Raw genomic sequence first — 25824 nt, 5'->3', positions numbered from 1 at the left:
AATAAAATCGCTGATGATATTTTAGAAGATGTGAATAAGAAGAGGTTTGAATAAACCTAAAAAGAATGGAATCTAAAATTTAGATTCCATTAAAACCATAAATTATCTAGCAATCTTACGTCTTCAATGCGTGCTACAATTAGCACTAATGTGGAATCCTTTTTTATTGTTGGCAATGTTTTTAATTCTCTATCTACAATCACTAAATATTCCACTTCTATACCCTCTAAAACTTCTAAAGCGACTTCTTTTAGCGTTTTGCTATCTGTAATTCCTTGCATTATTGCTTTTGTAACTGCATTTAATGCTCCAGAGATTTTCAAGGCTTCTTTTTTGCCATTTTCACTTAAATATGCATTACGCGAACTTAGTGCCAAGCCATCTTGTGTGCGAACAATAGGGCAAGGTACAATAGTAAGTGGCAAAAATAAATCTTCCACCATTTTTTGAATAATTAAGAGTTGTTGCGCGTCCTTTTGTCCAAAAAAAGCTTTTGTGGGTTGAGTGAGATTAAAAAGCTTTAATACAACTTGTAGCACCCCATCAAAATGCCCGGGGCGTGTTTTGCCCTCTAACACATTTGTTAGATTTTTGGGAGCATTAAAAGTTGTTTGTAGTGCAAAATCTAAGGGATACATTTCTTTAATTTCAGGCATAAATACAACATCCACTTCTGCTTTTTGGCAAATACTTAAATCCGCTTCTTGTTTTTTGGGGTATTTTTCAAAATCTTCATTAGGACCAAATTGTGTTGGATTGACAAAAATTGAAACAATAGTGTAATCACATTGTTCCTTACTTTTTGTGATTAAAGATAAATGTCCATTATGTAACGCACCCATTGTTGGGACTAAACCTATGCTTTTGTTTGGATTTTTTACTTTAAACTCTGTGATATGATGGCGTAATTGCGCTGTTGTGGTAAAAACTTCCATTTGAGATTCCTTATAATAAAAGTGCAAATTATGCGACCATAAAGTTAAAAAATAAATAAAACCTTATAAACTTATGCTAAAATGCATCAAAATCAAAGTGGGCAGAATCAATAAGGGATTATATGGAAGGACTAAAGGACTTAGTAAGGGTTTCAGATGCGGATTATCTTGGCATTTATGAAAAGGTGATTTTATCTCAAACAAGTGAAGGAGATGAGATTTTAGTGCCTTATATGTCAATGGGAAATTTTGCTTTTGAAGCTGCAATTAATGAACGAAAATGCTTAGTTTATGATGATAATCCATTGATTAAAGTGAATTTTGAGTCAGAGTTTTTTTATCCAAGTTTCGCTGGAATTAGGAATCGTTTAACAGAGATTAAGATTGCAAGAAATTTTCCAGATTGTGGAGTGAAGAAATTTTTGGATTCTAAAACTTATGATGAGGTAATGAGTATTAGAGAGTTTTTAAAATCTACTTCTAAGGATTATGTGAATTTGTGGATTGGGCGTTTAATTTCTGAAACGCTGAAGATGCCACAAATTGTAAATAATACAATCTCAACCCCTTTGTATTTTGATGTTAAAGAGCTTATTTTGCGCACTTATAAATCAGTTTTATCTAACATTGATCCGATGAAAATTTTAATTTTGCATTATTATGTTCCAGAGTTTTTTGATAATGAAGAAGCTCTTGATATGGCATTAGATGGAAGAAAGGTAAAAATGGCGTATTACGCGCCTTATGTGTTTAATCCAGAAGTTTATTTTGAAACACATTTGCTTAAAATGTGGTTTTCAAACATTACCAAAGAGCGTTTAAAAGCTGCTCAAGTAAGTAATCCTGAATATGAAATTAGAGAAAAAAAAGACTTTTTATCTCTACATAAAAAGCTAGAGAGCGGGGGAATGATTGTCGTAGAGAAGACAAGAGAATATGATTTAGATGGGTTTTTTAAGCTTGCATTGTTTTATGGCTATGAAAATCTCAAAGCATTTTGTGGCGCAAATGGCAACGCAATTTACTTGTTGCGCAAACTTTGCTCTTAAGCTTTAATTAAATGTTAAATGCTATAATTTTGCTTCCTTTTTTTAAGGCTCGATAGCTCAGTCGGTAGAGCAGGAGACTGAAAATCTCCGTGTCGGTGGTTCGATTCCGCCTCGAGCCACCACTGCTATTTTTCAATTCTCCCATATTATTTATTTTTTGTAGATTTTTTAGGCTTTGAGACATTATTTTAAGTTTAGCTCCCCAAAGGGAGAGAAGAGTTTAGAAGCTAGGTAGAATTGCACCTTTGTAGGTATCCATAATAAATTTTCTAACTTCTTCGCTTTGTAGTGCGTTAATGAGTTTTTGAAGATTTGGATTGTTTTCGTTGCCTGCTTTTACGACAAGAATATTTGCATAAGGAGAATCTTTATCTTCAATAACAAGTGCATCATTTAAAGGATTTAATCCAGCAAGTAACGCAAAGTTTGTGTTAATCACAGATGCACTAACGTCTCCTAATGCTCTTGCTAGCTGTGGAGCGTCCATTTCTTTAAACTTTAAATTTTTAGGATTTTCTACAATATCTTGCACGCTAACAAGTTCTACACCATCTTTGAGTTTGATTAATGCGTTTTTTTCTAGGATTCTAAGTGCGCGCGCACCATTGCTAGGATCATTTGGCAAAGAGATTAAATCGCCATCTTTTAATTCATCTAAACTCTTAATGCTCTTAGAATACACTCCCATAGGTTCAATATGCACCGCTGCAACACTCACCAAGTTTGTTTTATGCTCTTTATTAAAAGAATCTAAATAAGGCTTATGCTGAAAGAAATTTGCATCAAGTGAGCCGTCATCTAAGGATTTGTTTGGAGTAACATAATCTGTAAATTCCTTGATTTCAATTTCTACACCATCTTTTGCTAAAAGCGGTTTGATTTGCTCTAAAATCATTGCGTGTGGTTCTGGAGTAGCCCCTACGATGATCTTTTGTGTAGTTTGTGCGTTTGCGTTTGTTTTGGATTCCATATTGGATTCACTCTTAGAATCGCAACCACTAAAAACTGCTGCTGCAAGCAATGCACCTAATGTCAATTTGCTAAATGCTGTCATTTTAAACATATTTGCCCTTTTTGAAAAAATTAATGTTTTAACTTTCTATACAAAAAATCTCCAAAACTTTGGATGATCTGAACTAAGAAAATTAAAATCAAAACGGTGTATAACATAATATCGCTTTGAAAACGATAATAGCCATATTTAATTGCAATATCTCCAAGCCCACCACCGCCAACTGCCCCTGCCATTGCGCTAAATCCTACAACTAAAATTAAAGCAAGTGTAATTCCGCTAATTATGCTAGGTAAGGCTTCTACAAACATTATGCGAAAAATGATTTGTAGATTTGTAGCTCCAAAGCTAAGAGCTGCTTCAATTACCCCTTTATCTACTTCTTTTAGCGCATTTTCAATAATTCTCACAATAAAAGGAGCTGCGCCTATGCTTAAAGGCACAATTGCTGCTGTTGCGCCTATGCTTTTACCTACAAGGATTTGTGTCAAAGGAAACAAGACAACCATTAAAATCAAAAAAGGAAAAGAACGCAAGGTGTTTGTAATGCTATCTAGCACTCTAAATACAAGCGCATTAGGTGATAGTCCATTAGGCGCACATAACACAAGTAAAATGCTAGGGATAATAGCTAGAGCTGTTGCAATTATTGTTGCAATCACGCTCATATATAAAGTATCAAAAGTTGCTTCTAAAAGCAAATAAAATATTTTATTATCCATTGATAATCTCCCAAATTGCACCTTGTGTATCTAAATAATTACAAACTTTTTCTTTTGCGTTTTCTTTGACATTAATCACAAGCACGCCAAGAGCCACACCATTAAAAGATTCCAAATTCCCCCACACAATGCTAAAATCCATTTGTAATGCTCTTGCCATTTGCGTGATAATAGGATTTTGTGCAATGCGTTTTGGGAAGTAAATACGGATATTTAGTCCATCCTCTGGTAAAATTTCATTTTCTCCTAAAAACTCTCGCATTTTAGGATCAGGAGATAAAAACAAATCTTCTATTGTGCCACTTTTTAAGACTTCTCCGTGTTCCATAAAAGCAGCTTCTTTACAAAGTGTTTTTACCACTTCCATTTCGTGCGTTACAAGCACGATTGTAACTCCTAATTCTTGATTGATGTTTTTTAGAAGTTCTAAAATTGCTCCTGTAATACTTGGATCAAGCGCACTTGTGGCTTCATCGCTTAATAAAAGCATAGGATTTAGCACTAATGCCCTTGCAATTGCCACACGCTGTTTTTGTCCTCCACTTAGTGCGTTAGGATAAGCATTTGCCTTATCTTCTAGCCCTACAAGCTCTAAAAGATTTTGAATTTGTTTTGTGTCAATTTTTAACTTCGCACACTGCAGAGGTAAAACAACATTTTCCCACACATTTTTGCGTTGCAACAAAGAAAAGTGCTGAAAAATCATTCCAATTTTTTGACGCAATGCACGCAAATCATTAGAGTTAAGTTTGGAGACTTCTAAGCCATCAATATTGATAGAGCCGCTATTTATAGATTCTAGCCCATTAAAAGTTCTTAATAGCGTGCTTTTACCTGCCCCACTATGACCAACAAGCCCAAAAATAGAACCTTTTTTGATGTTTAAATTAATATTTTTTAAGACTTCTAAATCTCCAAAGCGTTTATGGAGATTTTTTACTTTGATTAAATCCATTTTGTTCCTAAGTTTGATAAAATTTGCAATTCTATCAAAAAATCTTTTAAAGGTGATCTCCGTGCATAAAATGTTAGTTGGAATTTTTGGAATCTTATTGTTTGGCGGCTTTTTAAACGCGCAACCTTGGGTAATGTTTAACGATATGGACGATACTTATTTATACGACCAAGCAAGCGGACAAGTGTATATTCGCGTAAAAAAAGGGGGCAAAAACTATGAAGACACTTTTGTGAAAATGGGCGTTTTGGATTCCATTAATAGCAAAAAGTCAGAGCCTAAAAAGACGGAATCTAAAAATGTGGAATCCAAAAATGACACACTAGAAGAACAAAAAAAGCTTTTAAAACAAGCGCAAGAATTACAAAAAAGTATTCAAGGAACGCTTTTAGGTGGGGAGTAGGTCTGATAATGCGCGCAAAATATAGCTTGCGTGCATTAAGGCTTGCGTGCGGTGTGAGATAGCGTTTTTTTCTTCACTGCTTAATTCTGCTAGTGTTTGATGAAAGCCTTGTGGGATAAACATTGGATCATAGCCAAAACCATTCTCTCCTTTAGGTGTGCTAATTACACTTCCATACATAAAGCCGTGTGCGCTAAAATCTCCTTGTATGCTAGAGATTCCAATACACGCACAATAATGTGCTTTTGAAGTTTGATTAGGGAGTTTTGCAACTTCAGCACAAAGTAAATTAAGATTATCCACCGCATTGCCGCCACTATATCTTGCGCTATAAATTCCGGGTTTTCCACCAAGTGCATCAACGCAAATCCCGCTATCATCAGATAGCACAACATCATTAGGATTTAAAACATTTTTTAGCGCATTAAAAACTGCTTTAGATTTAAGAAGTGCATTTTCTTTAAAGCTCTCTCCATCTTCTATAATTTCAAAGGGTGTTATTAGTGTACCCCAAGCTAGAATTTCTGCTTTTAATTCTTTGCATAAAGGGTTATAGATTTCTTTGATTTCTCTGATTTTATCTGTGTTAGAAGTTGCTAAAATTAAGCGCATATTGTTACCTTGTAAGTTTTTTTAGCTAGAATTGCAATTTTAGAATTTTAGCAAAAAGGATTAAAATAATGGCAAAAGATTCTTTGGTGAAACAAAGTTTGCCGCTAAGTTTGATACTAGGCTCACGCTTTTTTGGGCTATTTATTGTAATGCCTGTGCTTTCACTCTATGCGCTCTCACTTCCGGGAGTTAGTCCGATTTTAGTTGGAATCGCAATGGGTGGATACGCGCTTACACAGGTGTTATTTCAGATTCCATTTGGTTTTTTAAGTGATAAATTTGGGCGCAAGATTATGATTGCGCTAGGGCTTGTGATTTTTGCGCTTGGCTCTGTAATTTGTGCTTTAAGCGAAGAAATTTATATGTTAATTTTAGGGCGATTATTACAGGGTGCTGGAGCAGTTGGAGGCGTGATTAGTGCGATGATTGCAGATTTAGTTAAAGAAGAGAATCGCACAAAGGCAATGGCGTTTATGGGGGCTACGATTTCATTAAGTTTTACTACCGCTTTAATTTTAGGACCAATTCTTGCAGCAAACTTTGGCGTGCCAAGCCTTTTTTGGATTACTGCGTTTTTGGCACTTTTAGGTTTAGTTTTGCTCTTTGTTGCTGTGCCAAATGCGCCAAAGATTACTTATAGCTTTACGCATAAAAGTGGCGAGTATGGTGCGATTTTAAAAAATAAAAATCTACAAATTATGAATTTAACGAATTTCTTGCAAAAAGGCTTTATGACTTTAGCACTCTTAGTGATCCCAATTGCTCTTGTAAAGGGCTTTGATATGCCTAAAGAAGACTTGTGGCAAGTATATATCCCAGCAAGCCTACTAGGGTTTTTTGCGATGATTCCAGCAGCGATTATTGCAGAGAAGAAAGGTAAGTTTAAGGCAGTAATGATTGTTGGAATCTTATTTTTTGTGTTGTCCTATTTGTTAATGTTAAGTCAAAGCAAGGCAGTGTTTATTTTTGGTGTGCTTGTATTTTTTGTGGGATTTTCTATCCACGAACCTATTATGCAAAGTCTTGCAAGCCGATATTGCAAAGCCTATCAAAAGGGTAGCGCAATGGGTGTTTTTACCACTTTTGGCTATTTAGGCTCTTTTTTTGGTGCGCTTTTAGGTGGGCATTTATATGAATTTTTTAGCATTTTATCTATTGTAATTTTTGTAGTGATTGCGTCTTTTGTGTGGATTTTAATTTTTGGATTTTTAGCAAATCCAGCAATGCAAAAAAACCTATATCTACCGCTTGCAAACTCTACGACAAACGCTTCTTTAGAGCCTTTAGCGCAACTTAGTGGGATTTTGGAGTGGTATATTAATGAAAGTGAGCGTGTGGCAGTGGTTAAATATGATAAACATATCATTGATAAAGATGAGATTTTAGAGTTTATCAAAGCGCGCTTAAGTGGCTGTTTTAAGGAGTTGTAATGCTAGAATTTGACTTTAGCCAATTTGATGATAAAGAGTTTTTACAGGGTTTTAAAGAAGATTCTGTGCGCGAATTACTTATTGCACCACTTTTAGATAAGCTAGGATTTATAACGCGAGATTTTAAGAATCCAAAATCACTTGAAATTGTGCGAAGCCTTAACATTACAAACCCTACAATTCTAGGAAGTAACAAAAAGATTGAAGTAGAAGATTTAGTATTTCCTGATTATGTTTTGTATATGGATTCCAAACCACATTGCGTTTTGGACGCAAAATCCCCAAAAGAAAAAATCAACGCGCAAAGCAAGAATGAGAGACAAGCCTTTTATTACGCGATTAATTCTAAAATCAAAGCTCCATATTACGCGCTTTGTAATGGAATCTCTTTTGTGTTGTTTGAGACAAAAGGGCAAGAGGTTTTATGCGAACTTTCAATGCAAGAAATTTTTGCCAATGATTTTAGTAATGATTGCTTTGCGCTTCTTAAACAATATCTCATAACACCTTTAGAATCTTTGCGACAAACTTTAAGCCAAGATTCCAAAAAGCCTAAGAAAAGTGAGGAATGGTATTTAAATAGAGAGTTGTCAAAGGCGATTTTAAATCCCCAAAAACAAGCCAAAGCGCGCTATTTTGGTTGCACTGCGTATTTTACGCGCCAAAGTTGGGACATCGTAACCCAAAATATCAAAAACTTCACTGATGAAGGTGATATTGTGCTTGACCCTTTTGGTGGAAGTGGTGTAACAGCTATTGAAGCGATGATGAATAGGAGAATTGGAATCCACACCGACTTAAACCCTCTAAGTATTTTTATGGCTAAAGCCTTAAGCGCAAAATGTGATTTAAGTGCGCTTTATGATTTAAGCGAAGCAATTATTGCAGACTTTGAAGCCCAAAAGCCAAAAAATGATAAAGAAGCAGAAGAAATGCTAAAAGGAGCTAAGTATTATCCAAATGCTTTAAGTGAGGAGTTTGGAGAAATTGCTACACAAAAAGAACAAGATTCTACACTATGGATTCCATTCGATGAGATTTTGCCAAAAGGTAGCGATGTGGATTCTGTGTTAGGACTTTTTAGCAAAAGGCAATTAGCCGAACTTGCGCTTTTAAGAAAGCTGATTTTTAAGCATACCACACCAAGTGGAAGCAAAGAGCAGAGAATCATTAAAAGAAATTTGCGCTATTCGCTAATGTTAGCATTTTATAATACATTAAGCCTTATTAATCTTACCTACCACGAAACTAATTCTCGCAAAGGTAGTGCTGGAAACTATTTTGCCTTTTATTACCGCTATCGCCTTGCGCCTAATCCTACATTTTTAGATACTACTACGATTTATCGCCAAAAAATTAAGCGTATGCTAAAGGGTAAAACCGAGCTTGAATATGCCCCAAGTGATACTTTTTATCAAAGTTATTTTTATCCTTTGCAAGGTGTGATTAAGGATTTCAAAGGTGCGATGATTAACCAAAGAGAGAATTTAGACAAAACCGATTCCTTGCTTGATAAAACTAATGGCGAAAAAATCTTCCAAGCAGACGCAACAAACTTAAAAGAGATAGAATCCCAAAGCGTGGATTTCATCTATACTGACCCACCTTATGGAGCGAAGATTCCTTATCTTGATTTAAGCACAATGTGGAATGTATGGCTGGATTTGCCTGTGGATTCTACACTCAAAGAAAAAGAATGTATCGAAAAAGGGAGTTTGGAAAAAAGTCGCGAAGAGTATCATACACTAATGATAATAAGTTTAAGAGAAATGTATCGTGTGCTGAAATGGAATCGTTGGTTGGCTTTTGTATTCCAACACCAAGACCCACAATTATGGCAAATTTTAGTAGAAGAGGCTCAAAATATCGGGTTTGAATATGTGGGTAGTGTGAGGCAAGATAATGGACAAACAACTTTTAAAAAAAGGCAGTTTAAAACTTCTGTGTTAAGCGGACAGCTGATTATTTATTTTAAAAAAGTGAAAAATCCCAAGACTTTGACTAAAGAAAATTTGGGAGATGATGTTATTACTCTTGTGCTTAATCACGCTGAAGCTTTAATTGCTAGAGATGATGGAGCAACATTAGAAGAAATCCACGCTGAAATCACTATCAAAGGCTTAGAGTTAGGTTTTTTGCATAAATTAGGCAAAGATTATGCGGACTTAACACCTTTGATTAATGCAAATTTTGACCTTGATGAGAAAAGTGGGAAGTATCATATTAGAAGAGGGCAGAAATTTAAAAGCCACACAATTCCACTAGAGTTGAGGACAAAGTATTTTTTACTCTCTTATTTGCGTGGAGCAAAAAGACAAGGCAAGAGGGCATATTTTGATGATATTTGCTTAGAGATTATCCCATTACTTAAAAACGGGGTAGCACCGAGCAATGAGCTAATAAGAGAGATTTTAGAAAGCGTAGCTATTCCCATTAAAGAAAGTGGTGAATGGATTTTGAAAGAAAATGCAGGATTATTTAGCGAGGAGGACTTACTATGAATAACATAGGATATATTGATGAGGAGGGACAAAAATTAAAGGTAGAATTTGCATTAGATAAAAACAATTGTATCACACCAAAGAGTAAGCAAGATAGAGAGATTCTAATCTCTGCTTGGGATATAAATGAAGAGATTTTGCAACCATTTATAGACTTTGTCAATAGTGCAATAAAAACTAATGAAGAAAAAATTGCATTGCTCACAAATACAAAAAAATATCAGTTTCTTGATAACAAAGAAATATATAACAAGGCGGTTTTCAAAGTTGGAGAAGAAGCCAAAAGAGAAGAAATTGAGGCGTTGATTGATAAAATTTATGAAAGCACATTTTTAGTTATGAAGACTTGGCGCTTTGTCCTAAAAGTAAAGCTGATAAATAACAATTAGAGATAAAGTAATGAGTAAAGAAACAATAGAAATTAGCAAAAAAATCTTAAAAATCACAGGGCAAACAAACGCGCAACTAGGGCTTATCAAAGAAGGAGATAAGGTGCTTTTGGGCTTAAGTGGGGGTAAGGATTCTATACTCCTTGCCACACTTCTTGCGCGACTTAAAAAATATGCCCCTTTTAATTTTGAGTTTAAAGCATTAACGGTAGATTATGGACGCGGTGGAGAATATGAATATATTTTTGAATATTGTGAAAAACACGGAATCCCTTATGAGCTTTATCGCACAGATATTTATAAAATTTTAGAAGAGAATAAAAGAGAAGGGAGTGTGTATTGTAGTTTTTGTTCGCGTATGCGGCGTGGGGCTTTATACACAAAAGCATTAGAGGGCGGATACAATAAACTTGCTTTAGCACATCACCTAGATGATGCTGCTGAAAGTTTTATGATGAATTTAACCTATAATGGAGCGTTGCGTTCTATGCCTCCAATTTATAAAGCAGAAAATGGACTTTTTGTTATCCGTCCTTTGATTTTTGTAAGAGAGCGACAAATTATTGATTTTATTGCTAAGAATAATATTTATATAGCCCCTGATTGTAATTGTCCTATAATGTGGCAAAAGGACGATAAACGCCCATTTGCAAGAGAGAAGACAAAGCAAATGTTAAAAGAAATGGAAGAGGCAAACAAAGATTTTTTCACTTCTTTAAAAGTTGCATTAAGCAATGTGCATTTAAATAGTTTATTTGACACAAAATATTTGGATAAACAAGATTAAGATTGGGATTCCTTGTCAATTTGACGAATTAACTCTTCAATTTCTTTTGTGTAGAAATCATCACAATTTATTTTTTCCCGTAATTTGAAACCTGCTTCAATAATTGCAAAAAGTTCAGGTTTTGTGTATTTCCAGCGTTGCAATGTGCGTGTTGTAATTTTTAAAATTCTAGCTTTGTCTTGTTGTGTGTATTTCATAAAATACTTTCTTATTAAATTTTAAGCATTAAACAATGATTCCTATTAATCTAAAATTGCGAAATATATTCCTATAAAATAAATTATTTAAGAAATTATTTCGTATAATGTTGCACATTTTTAGACAAAGGAGAAAAGATGGCATATAGGTATGATGTTGATTTAGAGTTTTTAAGAGAATTAGAAAATGAAGAACTAAATGATTTGTTTGATGTTTTAACAAAGGATAAAAATGGAAATACTAGATTTACAGAAGTGCTTACCAATAATGATTTGGTAAAATATAAATACCCCGAACACAAAGAATATATAGATTTAATTTTAGAGGAACTTCAATTTTTTGGAGGCAATTCTATTGTGAATGTATTTAGAGGTAGAAAGGGTGTTCTTTACAAAGAAATTTTATGTGATGTTTGTGATAAATTGAAAGTAAATTACAATAAAAAAGCATCAACGCAAAAAATTGAAGAAAATTTATTTGCAAAAATATTAGAAGATTATATACATAATTTATCTCCAGAAGATATGAAAAAAATTGGAGAAGAGTTCAATGTCTCTTTTAACACTAAATCCTCCTTAACTGCTGGCTTGCAAGCAATAATGAAAGCAAAAGGTTTTGAATCTTATAAATTAATACTTATTGTAACTAATGCCTTTTGGAAATTTATTTTTGGGAGAGGTTTACCTATTGTGGCTAATGCAACATTGGCTAAAACTTTATCTGTATTCTTGGGTCCTATTGGTTGGACTGCTACAGGAATTTGGACTGCTTTTGATATTGCTAGCCCAGCTTATAGAGTAACAATTCCAGCAGTGATTCAAGTAGCGTATTTAAGACAGCTTTTAAACCAAAAGAAAAGTGTAAATTAGCAACATAATTTTTATACTATTAGCTTGTAAATTCCATAATCTCACTTGGGTAAATTTCTGAAGTTTTAGGGAGATAATGTAAAAATTGATTTAAAAATTGTTTATTTAAAAACATTTCTCCACAAACCACAATGCCTTGTGTTTGGTAGTTTTCGTTCATATCGCGACTAAGATTTGCAAAAAACTCTGCTAAAGAATCTAAAATCCCAAAGCAAAGCAAAGAAGTTTCAACTCCAGCGAGTTTAAAGCTCATTACAGAACGCAGAGTTTGTAGTGTGTTAAGAAAGATTTTGCCTTGAGTATCGCGTTCTAAACGAAAATCAATGCGCGGTCCCTTTTGTCCCATAAAATTAGCAGCATTTTGTAAAACTTGCTTATAGGCGTATTGTAAGTTTGTTTCATCTCCTAAATCTAATAAAACCCCAGCCATCGCTACTAAATCTAGCAGATTTTTAGAGATAATGGAATCTTTAGGCAAGGTTTTTAAACGCGTAATTAAGTTTTCATTTTCTTTTGTGAAGTTTTTAAGCAGGCTTTGTGTGGTTGTGTTTAAGGATTCTAAAGTTGCAAGAATCGCACCTAAATTAGATTCAAAACTAAATTCTAATGCCTCTTTAAAGCTCTCATCAAAATATACCAAAAAGCGCGTTTCTTGCCTACCTAAATAGGCTGCATTTGCGCGTTTTAAGTCATTGTTTATAAGAGTGTTTTTTAGTGTTTGTAAATTTGCATTAGGTGTAAATGGACTAAAGGTGTGTGCTAGGATTAATCCATTTTTTGCGACACTAAGATGTAAGGGCTTGGTGCTAGATTCTACAAACTCACAAATCCCATTTTGTAATTTAGATTCTAAAGGCAGCAAATACACGCCTTGATACCCATCTAAAAATTTGCTTAAAAGCACTAAATAAGGCTCAAAGGGCAAAATCACCTTAATAAAAGCACTAGGAAAAAATTCTGCAAAAATACTCTTTGGACTAAGAGTGATTATGGGTTTTTCTAGGGTGGCTAGAGCCTGTAAATCTTCTTCTTGTGTCTTAAAGATGAGTTTTGCGCATTCTAAAGAAAAAGGCATAAAAATAAAATCATCTGCTGTTATGTGGGTTTTGCGATTTTCATTAAGTATCATTACAGCGTATTTACCTAAAAGAGTTTTTAAGAAAATTTGTTCTCCGTTCTTTAGGGATTGCGCATTTTTTTCTAAAGCTTGTTTTAGACTTGCAGAATCGTATAAATCACGCTTTATAGAATGGTCCAAAAGCGTGATTTTTGTCTGTTTGTAGTTGATAAAATCCCCCCATAAATTGCAAAAATCTTTGGAAGTTTTATTTGTGAGATTGTGAAGCTCTAAAGGCGTTAAAAAGTGGCTTTTGAAGTTGGAATCTTTTTTTAAAATTTCTTGTGAGTTAAAAGATTCTTTTATAATGATCTCCTTAAAAGCCCACTGCAAAGATAAAGGAATGTATTCTTCTAAGGTTTTACTAAAGGCTAAAATTTCTTCTTGTGAGCCTTGCACTTCTAGGCTAAAAGAATGCTGTGAGTTTTGCAAACATTGCCCATTTAATCCTTTATTTTCAAGGGCTACATACAAAGAGCTAATAAAAAAATCTTTCACAAGATTCGCACTTTTAAAATTTGCAATATTTTCAAAAATAAAACTTGCAATCATTCATAGCCTCTATAAGAAAAGCGTGCAATTTCTTGCAAATCTTGATGATCTACCTTTTGTGCTTTTACACCAAGTGTTTCTAAATGCTTAATTGCTTGAGATTCCATAAGTTTTGCGCCTTGCAAGACTTCTTGCGTGAGATCGAAAGTGGGATTTTCACCGATAATAAAAGGCTTAATGCCTAGAATTTTAGTTGGCGGTAAATCTCCTAATAGCTCTATCATACGCAAAGTTTGTAACATTTCTACTTCGTGCGCACTTCCAGCCCAAGTAATAGAGTTTGGAATCGCATTAAAATCGAAAAAATACACATCACCAATTTTTGCATCATTTGCATCAATGGAATCTATAATTAACACAGAATCATATTGAGAGATAAGCGGAATTAAATGCTGTGCCATTGTCCCACCATCAACAATATCCACAGAATGTTCTCCGCTAAATTTATAATTGAGTTTTAATAAATTAGATAAATGCACGCCAATCCCTTCATCGCCAAAGAGAATATTGCCTATACCTAAGATTAGTATTTTCAAAAGTTGCCTTAAATTGCGATTCCAACTTGAAAATTTCTAGTTGGAATCATTGGATTAGTTTTCTTTCTCAAACTTGACACCATTTAAAATAGTATCAATTCCGCCACCTGGGTATCTTGTGGCATTCCAAACTGCCATATAAATGTGAATAGGGATAAAAATCACAAATGCCCAAGTTAAAATATGATGAAGCAAGCGCACATTTGCAAGTCCTCCACATAGCACTTCAATAGGACGCATAAGCGGCATTATCACGCCACCAAACCCTTCGTGATAAACATGTGCATACAAAACTAATCCTGTAAGAGAAATCGCAAGAATTAGCAATAGCACAACAATATAAGTTACAAATTGCAAAGGATTATAAGAGCCTTTTAAATGTGGATGCCCACCAAAGAGCATATATGCTTTAATGACTCCAAACCAAGTTAAAGGATTAATAAAATCCAAAAAGGAGCGGCGTTCCATTGCGCACTCTTTAGTAAAAAGCAAATAGATGCGAAAGATTGTAACAGCAATTAACACAAATCCGAAAATTAAATGCCAACTACGCATTAGCGCATATAGAAATCCTGTTGGCTCTCCACTGAAATTATCTGGAGCTAAAAAGGGATAGCCTAGATAAAACCCTGTGGCAATGAGAGCGAAAATTGCGATTGCCCTAACCCAGTGAAAAATCCTTGTGAGCTTTGAAAACTCCATTATGGGCTTATATTTTGCTTCCATAACCGCCCCCTTAAATGTTGCAATTCATAGCAATAGGATCAATTTTGTATTGACTAATTTCATTGCCTTTTGTGTCCATTAAATGCACAGCACACGCAATACAAGGATCAAAGGAGTGGATTGTGCGAATAATTTCAAGTGGCTGTGTTAGGTTCTGAATTTTTGTTCCAACAAGTGAAGCTTCATAAGGTCCCATTTGTTTTTTAGAATCTTTTGGTCCTGCATTCCAAGTGCTAGGGACAACGGCTTGATAATTTGAGACAACGCCATCTTTGATTCTAACCCAATGGCTTAATGTTCCGCGTGGCACATTTCCGATGTAGCGTCCTTTGTATTCTTTTTTGTTATCAATGCTATAAGGTGCGCAAGTTGTTTGATCACTTTTTAGATTTTCAACTAGAGAATTAAAGGCTTCAATCCCATAATCTGCTGAAAGTTTGCATTCAATGGCTCTAGCTGCTGTTCTTCCAAGCGTGCTAAAGAGTGCTTCAAGTGGCAAGCCAGTATCTTTTAAAAATTGTGTGGCGATTTTTGTGATGCGTGGATTTTTGGCTGCAAGCCCCACAACAACTGCTGCTAAAGGTCCTACTTCCATAGGCTCTCCATTGTAGCGTGGAGATTTGATCCAGCTGTATTTACCATCAGTATCTAAGGCTTTTGTATGGATAGGGTTGCCATCTGGTCCAATTGTATCTTTATCTACAAATCCTGTATAGTTTGGCTCTGTTTGTCCATCATAAGGGTGAAGTGGTTTATCGTTTTTATACCAAGAATGCGTTGCTTCTTCTGTAATTAGATTTTCATCTAAATCTAAAAGTTTTGAAATGTCTCCGTTGCGGACAATGCCTGTGCTATAAAGTGTCTCACTGCGATTGATAGGGATTTCTGCGTGGCATAAGAAATTACGCACTCCACAACCCTTGAGTACGCTAGGTTCATTTTTATACACTTCAGCAGCCATAACAACGTCAGCATAATATGCACGATTTACAAAATCAGCAACTTCCTTGTATTGTGTAAGCCAATCTCCAAGCCTTGATGGGTCTAAAATATCTGCTACACAAGTTACACCACCAACGGTTAAGCTTTGTGGGTGCGGTTGTTTAGCTCCAAAGATTGCCATCATTTTTGCAGCGACTCTTTGCACTTCAAGCGCCTTTAAATAATGCGAAAGAACAATTAAGTTTTGTTCAGGTGAGAAGCGGTAAGTTTTATGTCCCCAATATGCATTTGCAAATGGTCCCAAACCTTGTTTTGCGCTTGCAAATTTCTTGACTCTTTCTTGCACATTTGCTAATTCATCAGCACCTGTTGCAAGTGGATTTTTAGAATATTTAAAAGCAAGCTCAGAAGCTTTTTTAGGATCTGCTTGTAATGCAGAAGTAATATCGCACCAATCTAGTCCGTGTAAATGATAAAAATGCACCAAATGATCGTGTAAAACAAGAGAAACATTCATTAAAGAACGCACCATTTCAGCATTAAATGGAATCTTAATTCCAAGAGCATCTTCTACAGCTGTAATTCCAGCTTTATAATGTGAGTAGGTGCAAACTCCACAGATTCTTTGCACCATAAAGCCGACATCTCTAGGATCGCGATTTTTAACAATCACCTCTAATCCACGCCATAATGTAGAGCTAGAATATGCATCTGTAATGACATTATTTTCATCAACAATCACTTCAATTCTTAAATGTCCTTCAATTCTCGTGATAGGATCTACAATGATTCGTTTTGTCATAAGATCTCCTTTTATTCTTTATCTTTTTTAATATTGCTTAACACAGCGTGTGCTGCCATACCGATAGCAGCTGCTCCTAAAAGTGTGATACCAATAGTGTCTGCTGTTCTATCTGCACCACCCAACATTGGCGTGTCATAGAGTTTGCTAGCAAGAGGTTCTTCAAAAGGTCCCATTGTATCCCAAAAATTTGGCTCACTACAGCCTATACACCCGTGTCCTGCTTGAATAGGCCAGCTTGTATGTGAGTTAAAGCGGAGTTTTGAGCAGTTGTTAAATGTATAAGGACCTTTACAGCCTACTTTATACAAGCAATAGCCATTTTTTGCCCCATCATCACCAAAGGTTTGCACAAATTCTCCTGCATCAAAATGTCCGCGTCTTTCGCATAAATCGTGGATTCTAAGTCCATAAGCCCATTTTGGACGATTGTAAGCATCAAGGCTTGGTAGTGTTCCAAAAAGAATAAAATGCAAGACATTTCCTACGATATTTTTTTCGCTTGGCGGACAGCCCGGCACATTAATAACAGGCTTATTTGTTACTGCACTTAGTGGTTTTGATGCTGTTGGGTTAGGATTTGCAGCTTGGATTCCGCCAAAGCTAGAGCAAGTCCCAATAGCAAAAATAGCCGCTGCGTGTTCGCTTGCTTCCTTTGCGCTCTCTAGCCCTGTTTTTCCGTGTGCGCCGATGGTCAAATATTGTCCTTCTAATGCAGTTGGAACACCGCCTTCTACCATTAGCACATAGCGTCCTTTATAGCGTTCAATAGCGGATTCTAGGTTTTCTTCTGCTTGATAACCTGCTGCTGCCATTAGTGTTTCGTGGTATTCTAAAGAAATGTAGTCAAAAATAAGGCTATCAATACCCGGTCCATCAGTTCTTAAAAGACTTTCGCTACAGCCTGTGCATTCTGCCAAGTGCAACCAAATCACTGGAAGCCTATCGGCAACTTCTGCTGCCTTTGCAGTAAGTGGTGCAAAGCTTGCTGGCAAGGATAACATTGCCGTCATTGATCCTGCCCACTTCATAAAATCTCTTCTTGAGATACCCTTTTCTTTAAGCATTTTTTTAATGCTATTACCTTTTTTGAGTGCTGGAAACTTTGCAAGTTTTGCTAACCTCTCCTTAGCTTGTTGAAGCAAAAGATTGTCTTTCTCTATCATCTTGACCTCCTTAAGAGTTGAAAAATTACTTAAAATTTACTCTTTTTTTTCTTAATTTATGCTACAAAAAGTTAATAATTTTTTAAATTGATAAAAGTTTAAGACTTTAATGTGATTTTATGTTTTAAGATATGTTCTTCTAATGCTTCATCACCAAGCATCTTGTCATAATATTGCTTTGCAATGTGTCTTTTATCATTTGTCTGTATATCGCCATTTATCGTCTTAATAAACACCCTAAAATCAGTGTTTTTATCCACTAGCATATCAAGTTCTAAAATCCAAATCTCTTAGCATTGAAGGCAAAAGCACTTGAGATTCCATAGGCTAGAGGCTTTCATAAAAACAGATTTTGCCTATCGCGCACATTCATATAAAGCCGTGTACTCATAGCTTCTTGTGGAGTTCTGCCAGCACTTTTTAGATTCTTGTCTAGTTCTTTTCTGCTGCTATATCTCAATTTTGTTGATAACCAAGCGGAGTGGTCGCACTCTCTAGCGCAGCTTTTGCCACTTCCAAATAGGTCATTTTTGCATTGTTGTTCTTAAATTTTAAGAAGAATTGCATTATAGCGTTTTAAAAATTTCTTTTTTGTATTTACTCTTTATTATCCAAATAAGGGCGATGATTGTAATGTAACTTGATAGCAAGGAGTTTGTTATGAAAAATTTTGATCCTTATGATGAAAAAATCATCTTTTCTCAACTTAGCACCCTTATCAATGGACTTGATTGCTCTAAGCAGAGTTTAGAGCAGCACAAAGAGCAAGAGGGCATAATCTATGCTAAGGATAAAGAGAGTATCCAATCATCTAGCACGGATAAAAAAATCTCCTTTGCAGGGAAGATTCTAAATGGTGGAATCTTGCAGCAAGATGGAAGCTATTTGAGTGATGATAGGGAGTTTGTATATAGCCTTGATACAAGCAGCGGAGCGGGGATTTTGCGTATTTCTTCTGTGTGTAAAAAGACAAGCTTTACTCTCATAAATTTTTCGCAAAAAAATTGCGATTTTGGAATCTATTTGCGCCAGAAGCCTTATAAAGAGCTTGGCTTTGTGTATTGCAATACTTTTAGCGTGCATCCCTACATTAAGGCATTGAAAGAAATCGCCCCCTATATCGCAAAGAGGATCTATAAGCCTGATTTTTTCACAAAAGCGGTTGTTAATGATTATAAGAGCGAAAAAATCAATGTTTTAGGTCCTTTTTATGATGATAAAAGTTTTACAAAAAGTGTTCAAAATATCCCTATGAATTTAGAAAATCTTTATTTGCTAAATGACGCGATGATTGAGAGTATGCGATATTTCACAAAGGATAATGGGCTAGCAAAAGAGCTTTATATCTTTGGCGGAAATCCCACGCCTTTGGATCAATTTCGTGCGGATTTGGTGGTTAAAACAATGAAAAATCTCAATCACAATATCACACAAGGCAGACAAGAGCAAGCTATAAACCAAGTCGTGTTTCATAGCTTTGCTTTGGGCGAAGATGTGGCGTTTTTGCAAGAATTAAGCAAGGATAGCGGCGGAAAGTATTATAAAGTGGATTCTACTCTAGCGTTTAAAAAGGCGTTATTAAGCCACCTTGATAATGGCAAAATGCCTAGCCCCAAAGAGCTAGGCGATGATGCAAGGATTTTGCCCATCACACCAGAGACAATCCACGATGACAATCCGCCACACTAGAGCAAAGCATTAGAATCTAGCTAGATTCTAGTGCAAGTTTTTATGAGTTTAGCAGTCTTACATCACGCATTTTAGATTCTATCTTAGCTTTATGTTTGCAATCCCTATAAACATCACTATATATAAAAATTCTACGCACTAAAAAGCGAAAGATGAGAAAAAGAAAAATTGCTGATTAAAAGCTCTTTTCCTTTTTGTGCCTTATCTTGTTTCACATTATTCATACCATACTGCACACTAAATTCTTTGCAGTAAAAATCCCTATAAAGATCCCTAATAAACTCACTATCATCATAAGTTAGCAAAAATTTATGCGGTGTGTTTTTAAGATTTTCACAGAGCCTTTTATGGTCAAAGCCTGTATGTAAATCGCCCTTTTTGCCATAAAGTTTTGACTTAATCGCACTAAAATAAGGTGGATCAAGAAACATAAACACATCTTGCCCTTCTTTTTGTAAAAGCATTTCATAATCCTCACTGCTAAAATGAAAATTTTGCAAAATGTGCGATATAACTTTAAGTCGCTCAATGCTACTTTGTGTAAAGCGAGATTCATAAGCCTTCTGGGAATACCCTCCGCAATCAAGCAAACCCGAAAAAGTAATGCGATTTAAAATAAAAAAATCTACTGCTCTTTGCAAGGGGCTTAAATTTTGTTGTCTGCGATGTAAAATCTCTGTGTATAAATCTCTGCCATTATTACAATTTGTTTTTACTCTTTCAACATTTGCAATAAGATTGTTAGAATCTACTTTTAAAGTCTGCCAAAAGCAATATACATCATAATTTAAATCATTAACAAAAAAATTTGCATTTGTATGTGTTTGTGCAAGATAAAGCCCCACACTCCCACCGCCAAAAAATGGCTCTCTAAACTCTTTAAAATTTTTAGGAAAAAAGTCTTGCAGAAATTTTATTGCTCTACTTTTGCCTCCGGGATAACGAAGCGGGGATTTATAATAGCTTTTCATCAGTTTATCCATACTTCAAAATGATTTTTACTAGATTCTATGTTAAGTGCTTCAAGTGTTGCAATATGTGATTTTGAAAAAGAATTACGCTTAATAAAATCCTGCAAATCATCATTAGGCAACATATAACTATCTTGCAATAATCCTGAAGTAAGTCGTAAAACTACTTTAAAATTCTCGTGCCCTACGATAGAATCTATATTGTTATAAAGCATAAGTTTTAAGAGTCCGTCTTTTATATCATCATTGCTTGGAAGCAATGCACTTTTGCTGTGCTTACTTTCACATAAAATCAACATATTATCTTGTAATAGCACATCATCACAAGTGAAAAAATACTGCCCACCTAAATAGTTTTCTATAGTGATTTTATATTTTTGTCCTATGCCAATTTGCTCCTTTGGCTGGGTAGTTAGCACTTCTCTATGCTGAGCTACCCTAGCTTTTGTCCGTGAAAAATCCATAAAAGATTCTTTACTTTTTATGATTTTTGCAATGAAATTATCAATATTTTCTACGCTATGAAGTCTTACTCCAAGATCTTTAGAAATCTCTGTATAGGCATCTTTAGCATTTTTTGCCAAAATAGAAAGATTTTCAAGCTGATTTATGTTCCAATGTAATGCTGATTGATGATAATTTGCAAGCTTGCTAAACTGCCTACATATATCATCATTATTAAATTGCTGATTTGTGATTTTACCCTGCTTTGTGGGGTGTAACTCTGCTTTATCATAAAAAGCAATGATTACATAAACATTAAGCAAACTCATAAGGCTAAGGCTATCCCATTGCAAGTAATCTCTATCGCCACTAATCCCTTCATCTTTTATAAGTGGGATTATCGTTACTACCTTATTTGTGCCACTACCAAAAGTATCATACACTCTAGCGTAAGGATAAGATCTTGTGCGTTTGGGACTCACCCATTTACTCAAAGCAAAGCTTTTATTACCAAAATTTACAATGCACTTACTAGGCAGGTCATTGATATTATCAAAATCATATCGCTCTAAATCTTGCTCCCAAGATTTTGTGTAGGAAAAATTCTTTATCTTCGCGTGCAGCATAACTTTCCTTACTTATGGTTTGTAAAAATATGGATAGACTTTCACTCCCCAAACACTCTCTTAAAGATAGAATCCACATTTTTTGTGTAGTAGCTAAACTCAAAGCACTCGCGGATTGCTGCTTCACCGATAAGCCCCACAAGCTCACTATCTGCCAAAAGATATTGCAAATACAAGCTCTCGCCCTTATCATTTACCGCCGCTTTGCCTTCTTGTAAATCACCCCACACTTTCATCGCATTTCTTTGCACGATTTTATAAGCATCTTCGCGTGATACACCCTTTTTGGGCAGCTCAAGCAAGATGCGTTGTGAAAAGACAAGCCCACCGGTAAGGTTGAGATTTTTCATCATATTTTTAGGATAGACTACGAGCTTTTCAAGCAGCCCTTTTAGACGCATTAGCATAAAATCTGTGGTGATAAAGCTATCTGGCAAAATAAATCGCTCCACACTACTATGGCTAATGTCTCGCTCGTGCCACAACGCGACATTCTCCATTGCTGGCAGGGCATAAGCGCGGATCATTCTGCAAAGCCCTGTGATATTTTCACTCAAAACCGGATTGCGTTTGTGCGGCATAGCAGAGCTTCCCTTTTGCCCGCTTTCAAAATACTCTTCAGCCTCATAGACTTCCGTGCGTTGCAAATGCCGAATCTCAACAGCGATTTTCTCACAGCTACTAGCCAAAAGGGCTAAATCACTCATAAGCCTAGCGTATCTATCCCTTTGGATTACTTGATTGCTCACAGGGGCAGGTGTAAGTCCAAGCTCTTTGCAGACAAGTGTTTCTAGCTCCATAGGTGTATGAGCGAGATTGCCCATAGCCCCGCTTAGCTGCCCTACCGAGATGACTTCTAAAGTAGATTCTAAAGCTTTCAAGTGCCGCCCTAGCTCATCATACCATATCGCCAAAACTAGCCCAAAAGTGATAGGCTCTCCGTGGATTCCGTGGCTCCGTCCTACCATTAGCGTGTCTTTATGCTGATATGCGCGCACTTTTATCGCTTCTCTTACTTGCTTAATATCATCTAAAATAATCTTTAGAGAATCTCGCATTTGCAACGCCACAGCCGTATCAATGCAATCGCTAGAAGTGATCCCATAATGCACCCAGCGAGATTCTTCGCCCAAAGATTCTGCTACTGAAGTGGTAAAGGCGATTAAATCGTGTTTAGTAACCGCTTCTATTTCATCAATCCTAGCGATGTCAAATTTCGCGTTTTTGCATATCTTTTCACAATCGCTATCAGGAATTAGCCCTAGCTTATTCCAGCCTCTAACCAACGCCTTTTCCACCTCAAGCCACGCGGAATATTTTGCATTCATATCCCATAGTTTTTTCATCTGCTCTCTTGCGTATCGCTCTACCATAAATAATCCTTTCTAGTTTTGTGCTACAATAATGCTAACATAACCCCCCTTAAAAGTTAGAAAATGCCCTATATCTACAAAGAATTTATAATAAATTCTCCCATAAAAGCTACTGCTTTTTTAATGCAACAACTTAATCTTTCTATGGCAGAAGCGCAACGCTATATCAATAAAGGCAGAGTGCGTTATAAAGGTGTAGAGCTACAAGAAAAAGCAAAAGTTTTAAGCCATTGCGTGCAAGTGCTTGTTTTTGAGCCTAATTCCATAGGGTTAAAGCCGCTTTTTGAAAATGAAGATTTTGCAATTTTTAATAAGCCTTCTAAAATGCTAATCCATCCAAAAGGGAGATTTACACATCATAGTTTTATTGATGAAGTGCGTGCGTATTTGGGAGTAAATGCGAACCTTACACATAGGATTGATAAAGAAACAAGCGGTTTAGTGCTAGTTGGTAAGCATAAAAAAAGCATAACTGAACTTGGGTTAATGTTTTTAAACAACAGCATAAAAAAAGAATATTTAGCCTTAACACGTGTAAAAGTTGGAATCCAAAATGCAAATGGTAATTTTTGTTTATCTTTACCTATTGCCACACAAGAAAAAGGTGGGGATTTGTGCGTGCGTTCTGTGTATTTTGCAAACTCACAAGCGCATAATGGATTGAAATTTAAAGAAGCAAAAACCGATTTTGAAATCTTAGGGATTTTGGAATTTGATGATGAAAAAAATGAAATCTTAACAAAAGATAAGATTGATAAAAATTCTAGATTTTTGCTTTTAAAAGTGTTGCCAAAAACAGGTCGCACACATCAAATTCGAGTGCATTTACAAGCATTAGGGATTCCAATTTTAGGAGATCCTTTATATGGAGCAAAGGATTTGCATAGCAGAGAATATTTAGATGGTGAGTTTATCACGCAAAAGTTGGAATCCAAAAACGCATTAAGCGATGAAAAACGCTTAGAATATTTTGGAGCAACGCGTTTAATGCTCCATGCTTATGGATTGCAATTTTTTTATAAGGGCAAGAAATATACTTTTAAAAGTGCGAAGAATTTTGAGATTCATAAAGATGTTTTAGGTATAGAATAATTACTCAAAAATACGGAATCTTTTTTATTTTATGTGGGATTATGTTATAATCTAGCAAATTTCAATTTTAAAGGATTATTTATGGCGATTGGTTGGCAGCAATTACTCATTATTTTATTGATTATTATTGTGCTTTTTGGGGCAAAAAAGATTCCAGATTTAGCGAAGGGTTTGGGTTCTGGGATTAAAAATTTCAAAAAAGCAATCAAAGAAGATGATGAAGAAGTAGCGCAAAATACGAAGATTGAACAAGATACAACAACAACAGCGCAAACAGACTCTAAGCCAAATGAAACCGCAAAAGTTTAAAGTTTAGTAATGTATCACACAATAAAAGAAATTGTTGATGGCGCACTTGGAGTCTCTAGTGTATTAGAAAAGCCACGTGATAAGAGTTTTGGACATTTTGCCTTGCCGACTTTTAGTTTTGCAAAAGAGTTGCGTAAATCTCCACAAATCATTGCGCAAGAATTTGCTAAAAAGCTAGAATCTCTCTCACAAATTGCAAGCGTTAGCGTGGTCAATGGTTATGTGAATTTTAGTTTAAGCAATGTGTTTTTAGGGCGATGTGCTTGGGAGTTTTTGCAAGATGATTTTCAATCTAAAAAGTTGGAATCCAAAAATGAAAAAATTCTATTAGAATATGTTAGTGCAAATCCCACAGGTCCTTTACATATAGGACACGCACGCGGAGCAGTGTTTGGTGATAGTTTAGCACGCATTGGACGCTTTTTAGGATATACAATCCATACAGAATACTATATTAATGATGCAGGCGCACAAATTGAAAAACTTGGGAAGTCTATTTACTATGCAGGACGCTCTTTGGCTTTTAAAGAGAATAGAGAATTGCCAACAGAATGCTATCAAGGGGAATATGTTTTTGAGTTAGCACAAGAGGCTATGGTGGAGTTTGGAGAGAGTGTTTTTGAGAGTTTAGAATCCTTAGAAAAGCTTAGTGTGTTTGGTAAAGATAAAATGCTTTTAGAAATTAAAAGTAATCTAGCGCAAGTTGGAATCGTTTTTGATACTTATGTGAGTGAAAAAGCACTTTTTTCACAATGGGATTCCACCTTGCAATCTCTTCAAGCGCATAATGGCGTGTATGAGAGTGATGGAAAAATTTGGCTAAAATCCACAGAATATGGAGATGAAAAAGATCGTGTGATTGTGCGTGAGAGCGGAGAGCCTACTTATTTAGCGGGAGATATTATTTATCATAAAGATAAATTTGAGCGTGGGTTTTCGCATTATATTAATATTTGGGGAGCAGATCATCACGGTTATATTGCAAGAGTTAAGGCAGCTTTAGAGTATTTGGGTTTTGAGAGTCAAAAATTAGAAATTTTGCTAGCACAGATGGTGGCACTTTTAAAGGGTGGATTGCCTTATAAAATGAGCAAGCGTGCAGGGAATTTTATCTTGATGAAAGATGTGGTAGATGAGGTAGGAGCGGACGCATTGCGCCTTATGTTTTTGAGCAAAAAACCGGATACACATTTAGAATTTGATGTGAATTTGCTACAAACACAAGATGCTAGCAATCCTGTTTATTATATTAATTACGCACACGCTAGAATCCATACGCTATTTTCTAAATCAAACTTCGCAATAAAAGACTTAAAAAATTGCACATTAGAACAATATGAAGCGTGGGAATTACAAGATAATTTGCGCGATTTGCTAGTGTCTGCACTTGGGATTACAAAGGTTTTAAGTGATGCGTTTTCTCAGCGTTTAGTTAATAAAGTTGTAGATTATCTATATGCTCTATCTGCGGATTTTCACCGCTTTTATAATGAAACAAAGATTTTAAACACAGCACAAGAAGAGCAGATTTTAAAAGTGCTTGTTGTTGTGGCGCATTCTATTGCCTTGGGGCTAGATTTGCTGGGTGTTAAAGCAAAAACAAGTATGTAAAAATTT

General features: G+C 35.5%; 26 protein-coding genes and 1 tRNA gene. 12 read left to right on the top strand and 15 right to left on the bottom strand.

Going from position 1 to position 25824, the window contains the following annotated elements; all coding sequences use genetic code 11:
• Positions 1 to 89: 89 nt before the first annotated feature.
• Complete coding sequence (gene panC, locus Q0358_RS07550) at positions 90 to 935, bottom strand: pantoate--beta-alanine ligase (protein ID WP_299549647.1); 846 nt, start codon at positions 933 to 935, stop codon at positions 90 to 92.
• 122 nt (positions 936 to 1057) lie between these two features.
• Here panC and Q0358_RS07545 point away from each other — a divergent pair, with 122 nt between their 5' ends.
• Positions 1058 to 1984 (top strand): hypothetical protein, encoded by a 927-nt coding sequence (locus tag Q0358_RS07545; RefSeq protein ID WP_299549644.1) that lies wholly within the window; start codon positions 1058 to 1060, stop codon positions 1982 to 1984.
• A gap of 46 nt (positions 1985 to 2030) precedes the next feature.
• Positions 2031 to 2106 (top strand) — tRNA-Phe (locus Q0358_RS07540).
• A 98-nt stretch (positions 2107 to 2204) separates the two neighbouring features.
• Here Q0358_RS07540 and Q0358_RS07535 read toward each other — a convergent pair.
• Genes Q0358_RS07535 through Q0358_RS07525 form a run of 3 tightly spaced genes read right to left on the bottom strand, consistent with a single transcriptional unit; the run spans position 2205 to position 4673 of the window.
• Entirely contained in the window at positions 2205 to 3047 is an 843-nt protein-coding gene (locus Q0358_RS07535; protein ID WP_299549641.1) for a MetQ/NlpA family ABC transporter substrate-binding protein, read from the bottom strand.
• A 20-nt stretch (positions 3048 to 3067) separates the two neighbouring features.
• Positions 3068 to 3718 (bottom strand): methionine ABC transporter permease, encoded by a 651-nt coding sequence (locus Q0358_RS07530; RefSeq protein ID WP_299549638.1) that lies wholly within the window; start codon positions 3716 to 3718, stop codon positions 3068 to 3070.
• On the bottom strand, positions 3711 to 4673 hold the full coding sequence (locus Q0358_RS07525; protein ID WP_299549635.1) for a methionine ABC transporter ATP-binding protein: 963 nt from the start codon (positions 4671 to 4673) through the stop codon (positions 3711 to 3713). Before Q0358_RS07525 ends, Q0358_RS07530 begins: the two co-directional genes overlap by 8 nt.
• Positions 4674 to 4743: 70 nt before the next feature.
• Here Q0358_RS07525 and Q0358_RS07520 point away from each other — a divergent pair, with 70 nt between their 5' ends.
• Positions 4744 to 5076 (top strand): hypothetical protein, encoded by a 333-nt coding sequence (locus Q0358_RS07520; protein ID WP_299549663.1) that lies wholly within the window; start codon positions 4744 to 4746, stop codon positions 5074 to 5076.
• Here Q0358_RS07520 and rdgB read toward each other — a convergent pair.
• A complete protein-coding gene (gene rdgB, locus Q0358_RS07515) occupies positions 5062 to 5688 on the bottom strand; it encodes an RdgB/HAM1 family non-canonical purine NTP pyrophosphatase (RefSeq protein ID WP_299549632.1) in 627 nt (208 codons plus the stop codon). The genes Q0358_RS07520 and rdgB overlap by 15 nt on opposite strands.
• Positions 5689 to 5756: 68 nt before the next feature.
• Between rdgB and Q0358_RS07510 the strand changes: the two genes are divergently transcribed.
• Genes Q0358_RS07510 through Q0358_RS07495 form a run of 4 tightly spaced genes read left to right on the top strand, consistent with a single transcriptional unit; the run spans position 5757 to position 10795 of the window.
• Entirely contained in the window at positions 5757 to 7118 is a 1362-nt protein-coding gene (locus Q0358_RS07510) for an MFS transporter (RefSeq protein ID WP_299549629.1), read from the top strand.
• On the top strand, positions 7118 to 9619 hold the full coding sequence (locus Q0358_RS07505; protein ID WP_299549626.1) for a DNA methyltransferase: 2502 nt from the start codon (positions 7118 to 7120) through the stop codon (positions 9617 to 9619). The genes Q0358_RS07510 and Q0358_RS07505 overlap by 1 nt, the downstream gene beginning before the upstream one ends.
• The gene (locus Q0358_RS07500; protein ID WP_299549623.1) at positions 9616 to 10008 is read left to right on the top strand and encodes a hypothetical protein; all 393 of its coding nucleotides are present in this window, start codon (positions 9616 to 9618) and stop codon (positions 10006 to 10008) included. The genes Q0358_RS07505 and Q0358_RS07500 overlap by 4 nt, the downstream gene beginning before the upstream one ends.
• 10 nt (positions 10009 to 10018) lie before the next feature.
• Positions 10019 to 10795 carry an ATP-binding protein gene (locus tag Q0358_RS07495; protein WP_299549620.1) on the top strand — a complete coding sequence of 259 codons (777 nt, stop codon included), beginning with the start codon at positions 10019 to 10021 and terminating at the stop codon, positions 10793 to 10795.
• On the opposite strand, the gene Q0358_RS07490 is transcribed toward Q0358_RS07495, so the two are convergent.
• Positions 10792 to 10992, bottom strand: coding sequence for a hypothetical protein (locus tag Q0358_RS07490; protein ID WP_291029858.1), 201 nt, complete (start codon positions 10990 to 10992; stop codon positions 10792 to 10794). The two genes, Q0358_RS07495 and Q0358_RS07490, sit on opposite strands and share 4 nt — an antisense overlap.
• A gap of 138 nt (positions 10993 to 11130) precedes the next feature.
• On the opposite strand from Q0358_RS07490, the gene Q0358_RS07485 reads away from it, so the two are divergent.
• Positions 11131 to 11862, top strand: coding sequence for a DUF3944 domain-containing protein (locus Q0358_RS07485; RefSeq protein WP_299549616.1), 732 nt, complete (start codon positions 11131 to 11133; stop codon positions 11860 to 11862).
• Between the two features lie 19 nt (positions 11863 to 11881).
• On the opposite strand, the gene Q0358_RS07480 is transcribed toward Q0358_RS07485, so the two are convergent.
• From Q0358_RS07480 to Q0358_RS07455, 6 genes are all read right to left on the bottom strand, one after another.
• A complete protein-coding gene (locus Q0358_RS07480; protein ID WP_299549613.1) occupies positions 11882 to 13531 on the bottom strand; it encodes a protein hydE in 1650 nt (549 codons plus the stop codon).
• Positions 13528 to 14067 (bottom strand): HyaD/HybD family hydrogenase maturation endopeptidase, encoded by a 540-nt coding sequence (locus Q0358_RS07475; protein WP_299549610.1) that lies wholly within the window; start codon positions 14065 to 14067, stop codon positions 13528 to 13530. The genes Q0358_RS07480 and Q0358_RS07475 overlap by 4 nt, the downstream gene beginning before the upstream one ends.
• Positions 14068 to 14121: 54 nt before the next feature.
• The gene (gene cybH, locus Q0358_RS07470) at positions 14122 to 14793 is read right to left on the bottom strand and encodes a Ni/Fe-hydrogenase, b-type cytochrome subunit (protein WP_299549608.1); all 672 of its coding nucleotides are present in this window, start codon (positions 14791 to 14793) and stop codon (positions 14122 to 14124) included.
• Between the two features lie 10 nt (positions 14794 to 14803).
• Positions 14804 to 16537 (bottom strand): nickel-dependent hydrogenase large subunit, encoded by a 1734-nt coding sequence (locus tag Q0358_RS07465; RefSeq protein ID WP_299549606.1) that lies wholly within the window; start codon positions 16535 to 16537, stop codon positions 14804 to 14806.
• Positions 16538 to 16548: 11 nt separating this feature from the next.
• Complete coding sequence (locus Q0358_RS07460; protein ID WP_299549603.1) at positions 16549 to 17703, bottom strand: hydrogenase small subunit; 1155 nt, start codon at positions 17701 to 17703, stop codon at positions 16549 to 16551.
• Positions 17704 to 17801: 98 nt separating this feature from the next.
• Complete coding sequence (locus tag Q0358_RS07455) at positions 17802 to 17969, bottom strand: hypothetical protein (protein WP_299549600.1); 168 nt, start codon at positions 17967 to 17969, stop codon at positions 17802 to 17804.
• A 394-nt stretch (positions 17970 to 18363) separates the two neighbouring features.
• On the opposite strand from Q0358_RS07455, the gene Q0358_RS07450 reads away from it, so the two are divergent.
• Complete coding sequence (locus Q0358_RS07450; RefSeq protein WP_299549597.1) at positions 18364 to 19392, top strand: hypothetical protein; 1029 nt, start codon at positions 18364 to 18366, stop codon at positions 19390 to 19392.
• A 131-nt stretch (positions 19393 to 19523) separates the two neighbouring features.
• Here Q0358_RS07450 and Q0358_RS07445 read toward each other — a convergent pair whose 3' ends face one another.
• The 3 genes from Q0358_RS07445 to purB are packed head-to-tail and all read right to left on the bottom strand — an operon-like array spanning position 19524 to position 22806.
• Complete coding sequence (locus Q0358_RS07445; RefSeq protein ID WP_299549594.1) at positions 19524 to 20363, bottom strand: DNA adenine methylase; 840 nt, start codon at positions 20361 to 20363, stop codon at positions 19524 to 19526.
• Positions 20363 to 21433 carry a hypothetical protein gene (locus Q0358_RS07440; RefSeq protein WP_299549591.1) on the bottom strand — a complete coding sequence of 357 codons (1071 nt, stop codon included), beginning with the start codon at positions 21431 to 21433 and terminating at the stop codon, positions 20363 to 20365. Before Q0358_RS07440 ends, Q0358_RS07445 begins: the two co-directional genes overlap by 1 nt.
• A 41-nt stretch (positions 21434 to 21474) precedes the next feature.
• Positions 21475 to 22806, bottom strand: coding sequence for an adenylosuccinate lyase (gene purB, locus Q0358_RS07435; RefSeq protein WP_299549588.1), 1332 nt, complete (start codon positions 22804 to 22806; stop codon positions 21475 to 21477).
• 63 nt (positions 22807 to 22869) lie between these two features.
• On the opposite strand from purB, the gene Q0358_RS07430 reads away from it, so the two are divergent.
• From Q0358_RS07430 to argS, 3 genes are all read left to right on the top strand, one after another.
• A complete protein-coding gene (locus Q0358_RS07430; protein WP_299549585.1) occupies positions 22870 to 23898 on the top strand; it encodes an RluA family pseudouridine synthase in 1029 nt (342 codons plus the stop codon).
• Positions 23899 to 23979: 81 nt separating this feature from the next.
• Positions 23980 to 24207, top strand: coding sequence for a twin-arginine translocase TatA/TatE family subunit (locus Q0358_RS07425; protein ID WP_299549582.1), 228 nt, complete (start codon positions 23980 to 23982; stop codon positions 24205 to 24207).
• Between the two features lie 9 nt (positions 24208 to 24216).
• Positions 24217 to 25818, top strand: coding sequence for an arginine--tRNA ligase (gene argS, locus Q0358_RS07420; RefSeq protein ID WP_299549579.1), 1602 nt, complete (start codon positions 24217 to 24219; stop codon positions 25816 to 25818).
• Positions 25819 to 25824 lie beyond the last annotated feature (6 nt).

Origin of the sequence: uncultured Helicobacter sp. (genome assembly GCF_937893305.1) — a bacterium.
In the GTDB taxonomy this organism is placed as follows: Bacteria; Campylobacterota; Campylobacteria; order Campylobacterales; family Helicobacteraceae; genus Helicobacter_D.
The sequence above is the reverse complement of the archived record's forward strand: the minus strand, read 5'-3'. Positions and strand labels throughout refer to the sequence as shown.

Bases quoted from the DNA above. Each gene is read 5' to 3' on its own strand.
- purB (WP_299549588.1), bottom strand. From the start codon at position 22,806: ATGGTAGAGCGATACGCAAGAGAGCAGATGAAAAAACTATGGGATATG.
- rdgB (WP_299549632.1), bottom strand. From the start codon at position 5,688: ATGCGCTTAATTTTAGCAACTTCTAACACAGATAAAATCAGAGAAATC.
- Q0358_RS07455 (WP_299549600.1), bottom strand. From the start codon at position 17,969: ATGCTAGTGGATAAAAACACTGATTTTAGGGTGTTTATTAAGACGATA.
- panC (WP_299549647.1), bottom strand. From the start codon at position 935: ATGGAAGTTTTTACCACAACAGCGCAATTACGCCATCATATCACAGAG.
- cybH (WP_299549608.1), bottom strand. From the start codon at position 14,793: ATGGAAGCAAAATATAAGCCCATAATGGAGTTTTCAAAGCTCACAAGG.
- Q0358_RS07480 (WP_299549613.1), bottom strand. From the start codon at position 13,531: ATGATTGCAAGTTTTATTTTTGAAAATATTGCAAATTTTAAAAGTGCG.
- Q0358_RS07440 (WP_299549591.1), bottom strand. From the start codon at position 21,433: ATGCTGCACGCGAAGATAAAGAATTTTTCCTACACAAAATCTTGGGAG.
- argS (WP_299549579.1), top strand. From the start codon at position 24,217: ATGTATCACACAATAAAAGAAATTGTTGATGGCGCACTTGGAGTCTCT.
- Q0358_RS07490 (WP_291029858.1), bottom strand. From the start codon at position 10,992: ATGAAATACACACAACAAGACAAAGCTAGAATTTTAAAAATTACAACA.
- Q0358_RS07505 (WP_299549626.1), top strand. From the start codon at position 7,118: ATGCTAGAATTTGACTTTAGCCAATTTGATGATAAAGAGTTTTTACAG.
- Q0358_RS07425 (WP_299549582.1), top strand. From the start codon at position 23,980: ATGGCGATTGGTTGGCAGCAATTACTCATTATTTTATTGATTATTATT.
- Q0358_RS07525 (WP_299549635.1), bottom strand. From the start codon at position 4,673: ATGGATTTAATCAAAGTAAAAAATCTCCATAAACGCTTTGGAGATTTA.
- Q0358_RS07460 (WP_299549603.1), bottom strand. From the start codon at position 17,703: ATGATAGAGAAAGACAATCTTTTGCTTCAACAAGCTAAGGAGAGGTTA.
- Q0358_RS07495 (WP_299549620.1), top strand. From the start codon at position 10,019: ATGAGTAAAGAAACAATAGAAATTAGCAAAAAAATCTTAAAAATCACA.
- Q0358_RS07465 (WP_299549606.1), bottom strand. From the start codon at position 16,537: ATGACAAAACGAATCATTGTAGATCCTATCACGAGAATTGAAGGACAT.
- Q0358_RS07445 (WP_299549594.1), bottom strand. From the start codon at position 20,363: ATGAAAAGCTATTATAAATCCCCGCTTCGTTATCCCGGAGGCAAAAGT.
- Q0358_RS07485 (WP_299549616.1), top strand. From the start codon at position 11,131: ATGGCATATAGGTATGATGTTGATTTAGAGTTTTTAAGAGAATTAGAA.
- Q0358_RS07520 (WP_299549663.1), top strand. From the start codon at position 4,744: ATGTTAGTTGGAATTTTTGGAATCTTATTGTTTGGCGGCTTTTTAAAC.
- Q0358_RS07430 (WP_299549585.1), top strand. From the start codon at position 22,870: ATGCCCTATATCTACAAAGAATTTATAATAAATTCTCCCATAAAAGCT.
- Q0358_RS07530 (WP_299549638.1), bottom strand. From the start codon at position 3,718: ATGGATAATAAAATATTTTATTTGCTTTTAGAAGCAACTTTTGATACT.
- Q0358_RS07510 (WP_299549629.1), top strand. From the start codon at position 5,757: ATGGCAAAAGATTCTTTGGTGAAACAAAGTTTGCCGCTAAGTTTGATA.
- Q0358_RS07545 (WP_299549644.1), top strand. From the start codon at position 1,058: ATGGAAGGACTAAAGGACTTAGTAAGGGTTTCAGATGCGGATTATCTT.
- Q0358_RS07450 (WP_299549597.1), top strand. From the start codon at position 18,364: ATGAAAAATTTTGATCCTTATGATGAAAAAATCATCTTTTCTCAACTT.
- Q0358_RS07500 (WP_299549623.1), top strand. From the start codon at position 9,616: ATGAATAACATAGGATATATTGATGAGGAGGGACAAAAATTAAAGGTA.
- Q0358_RS07535 (WP_299549641.1), bottom strand. From the start codon at position 3,047: ATGTTTAAAATGACAGCATTTAGCAAATTGACATTAGGTGCATTGCTT.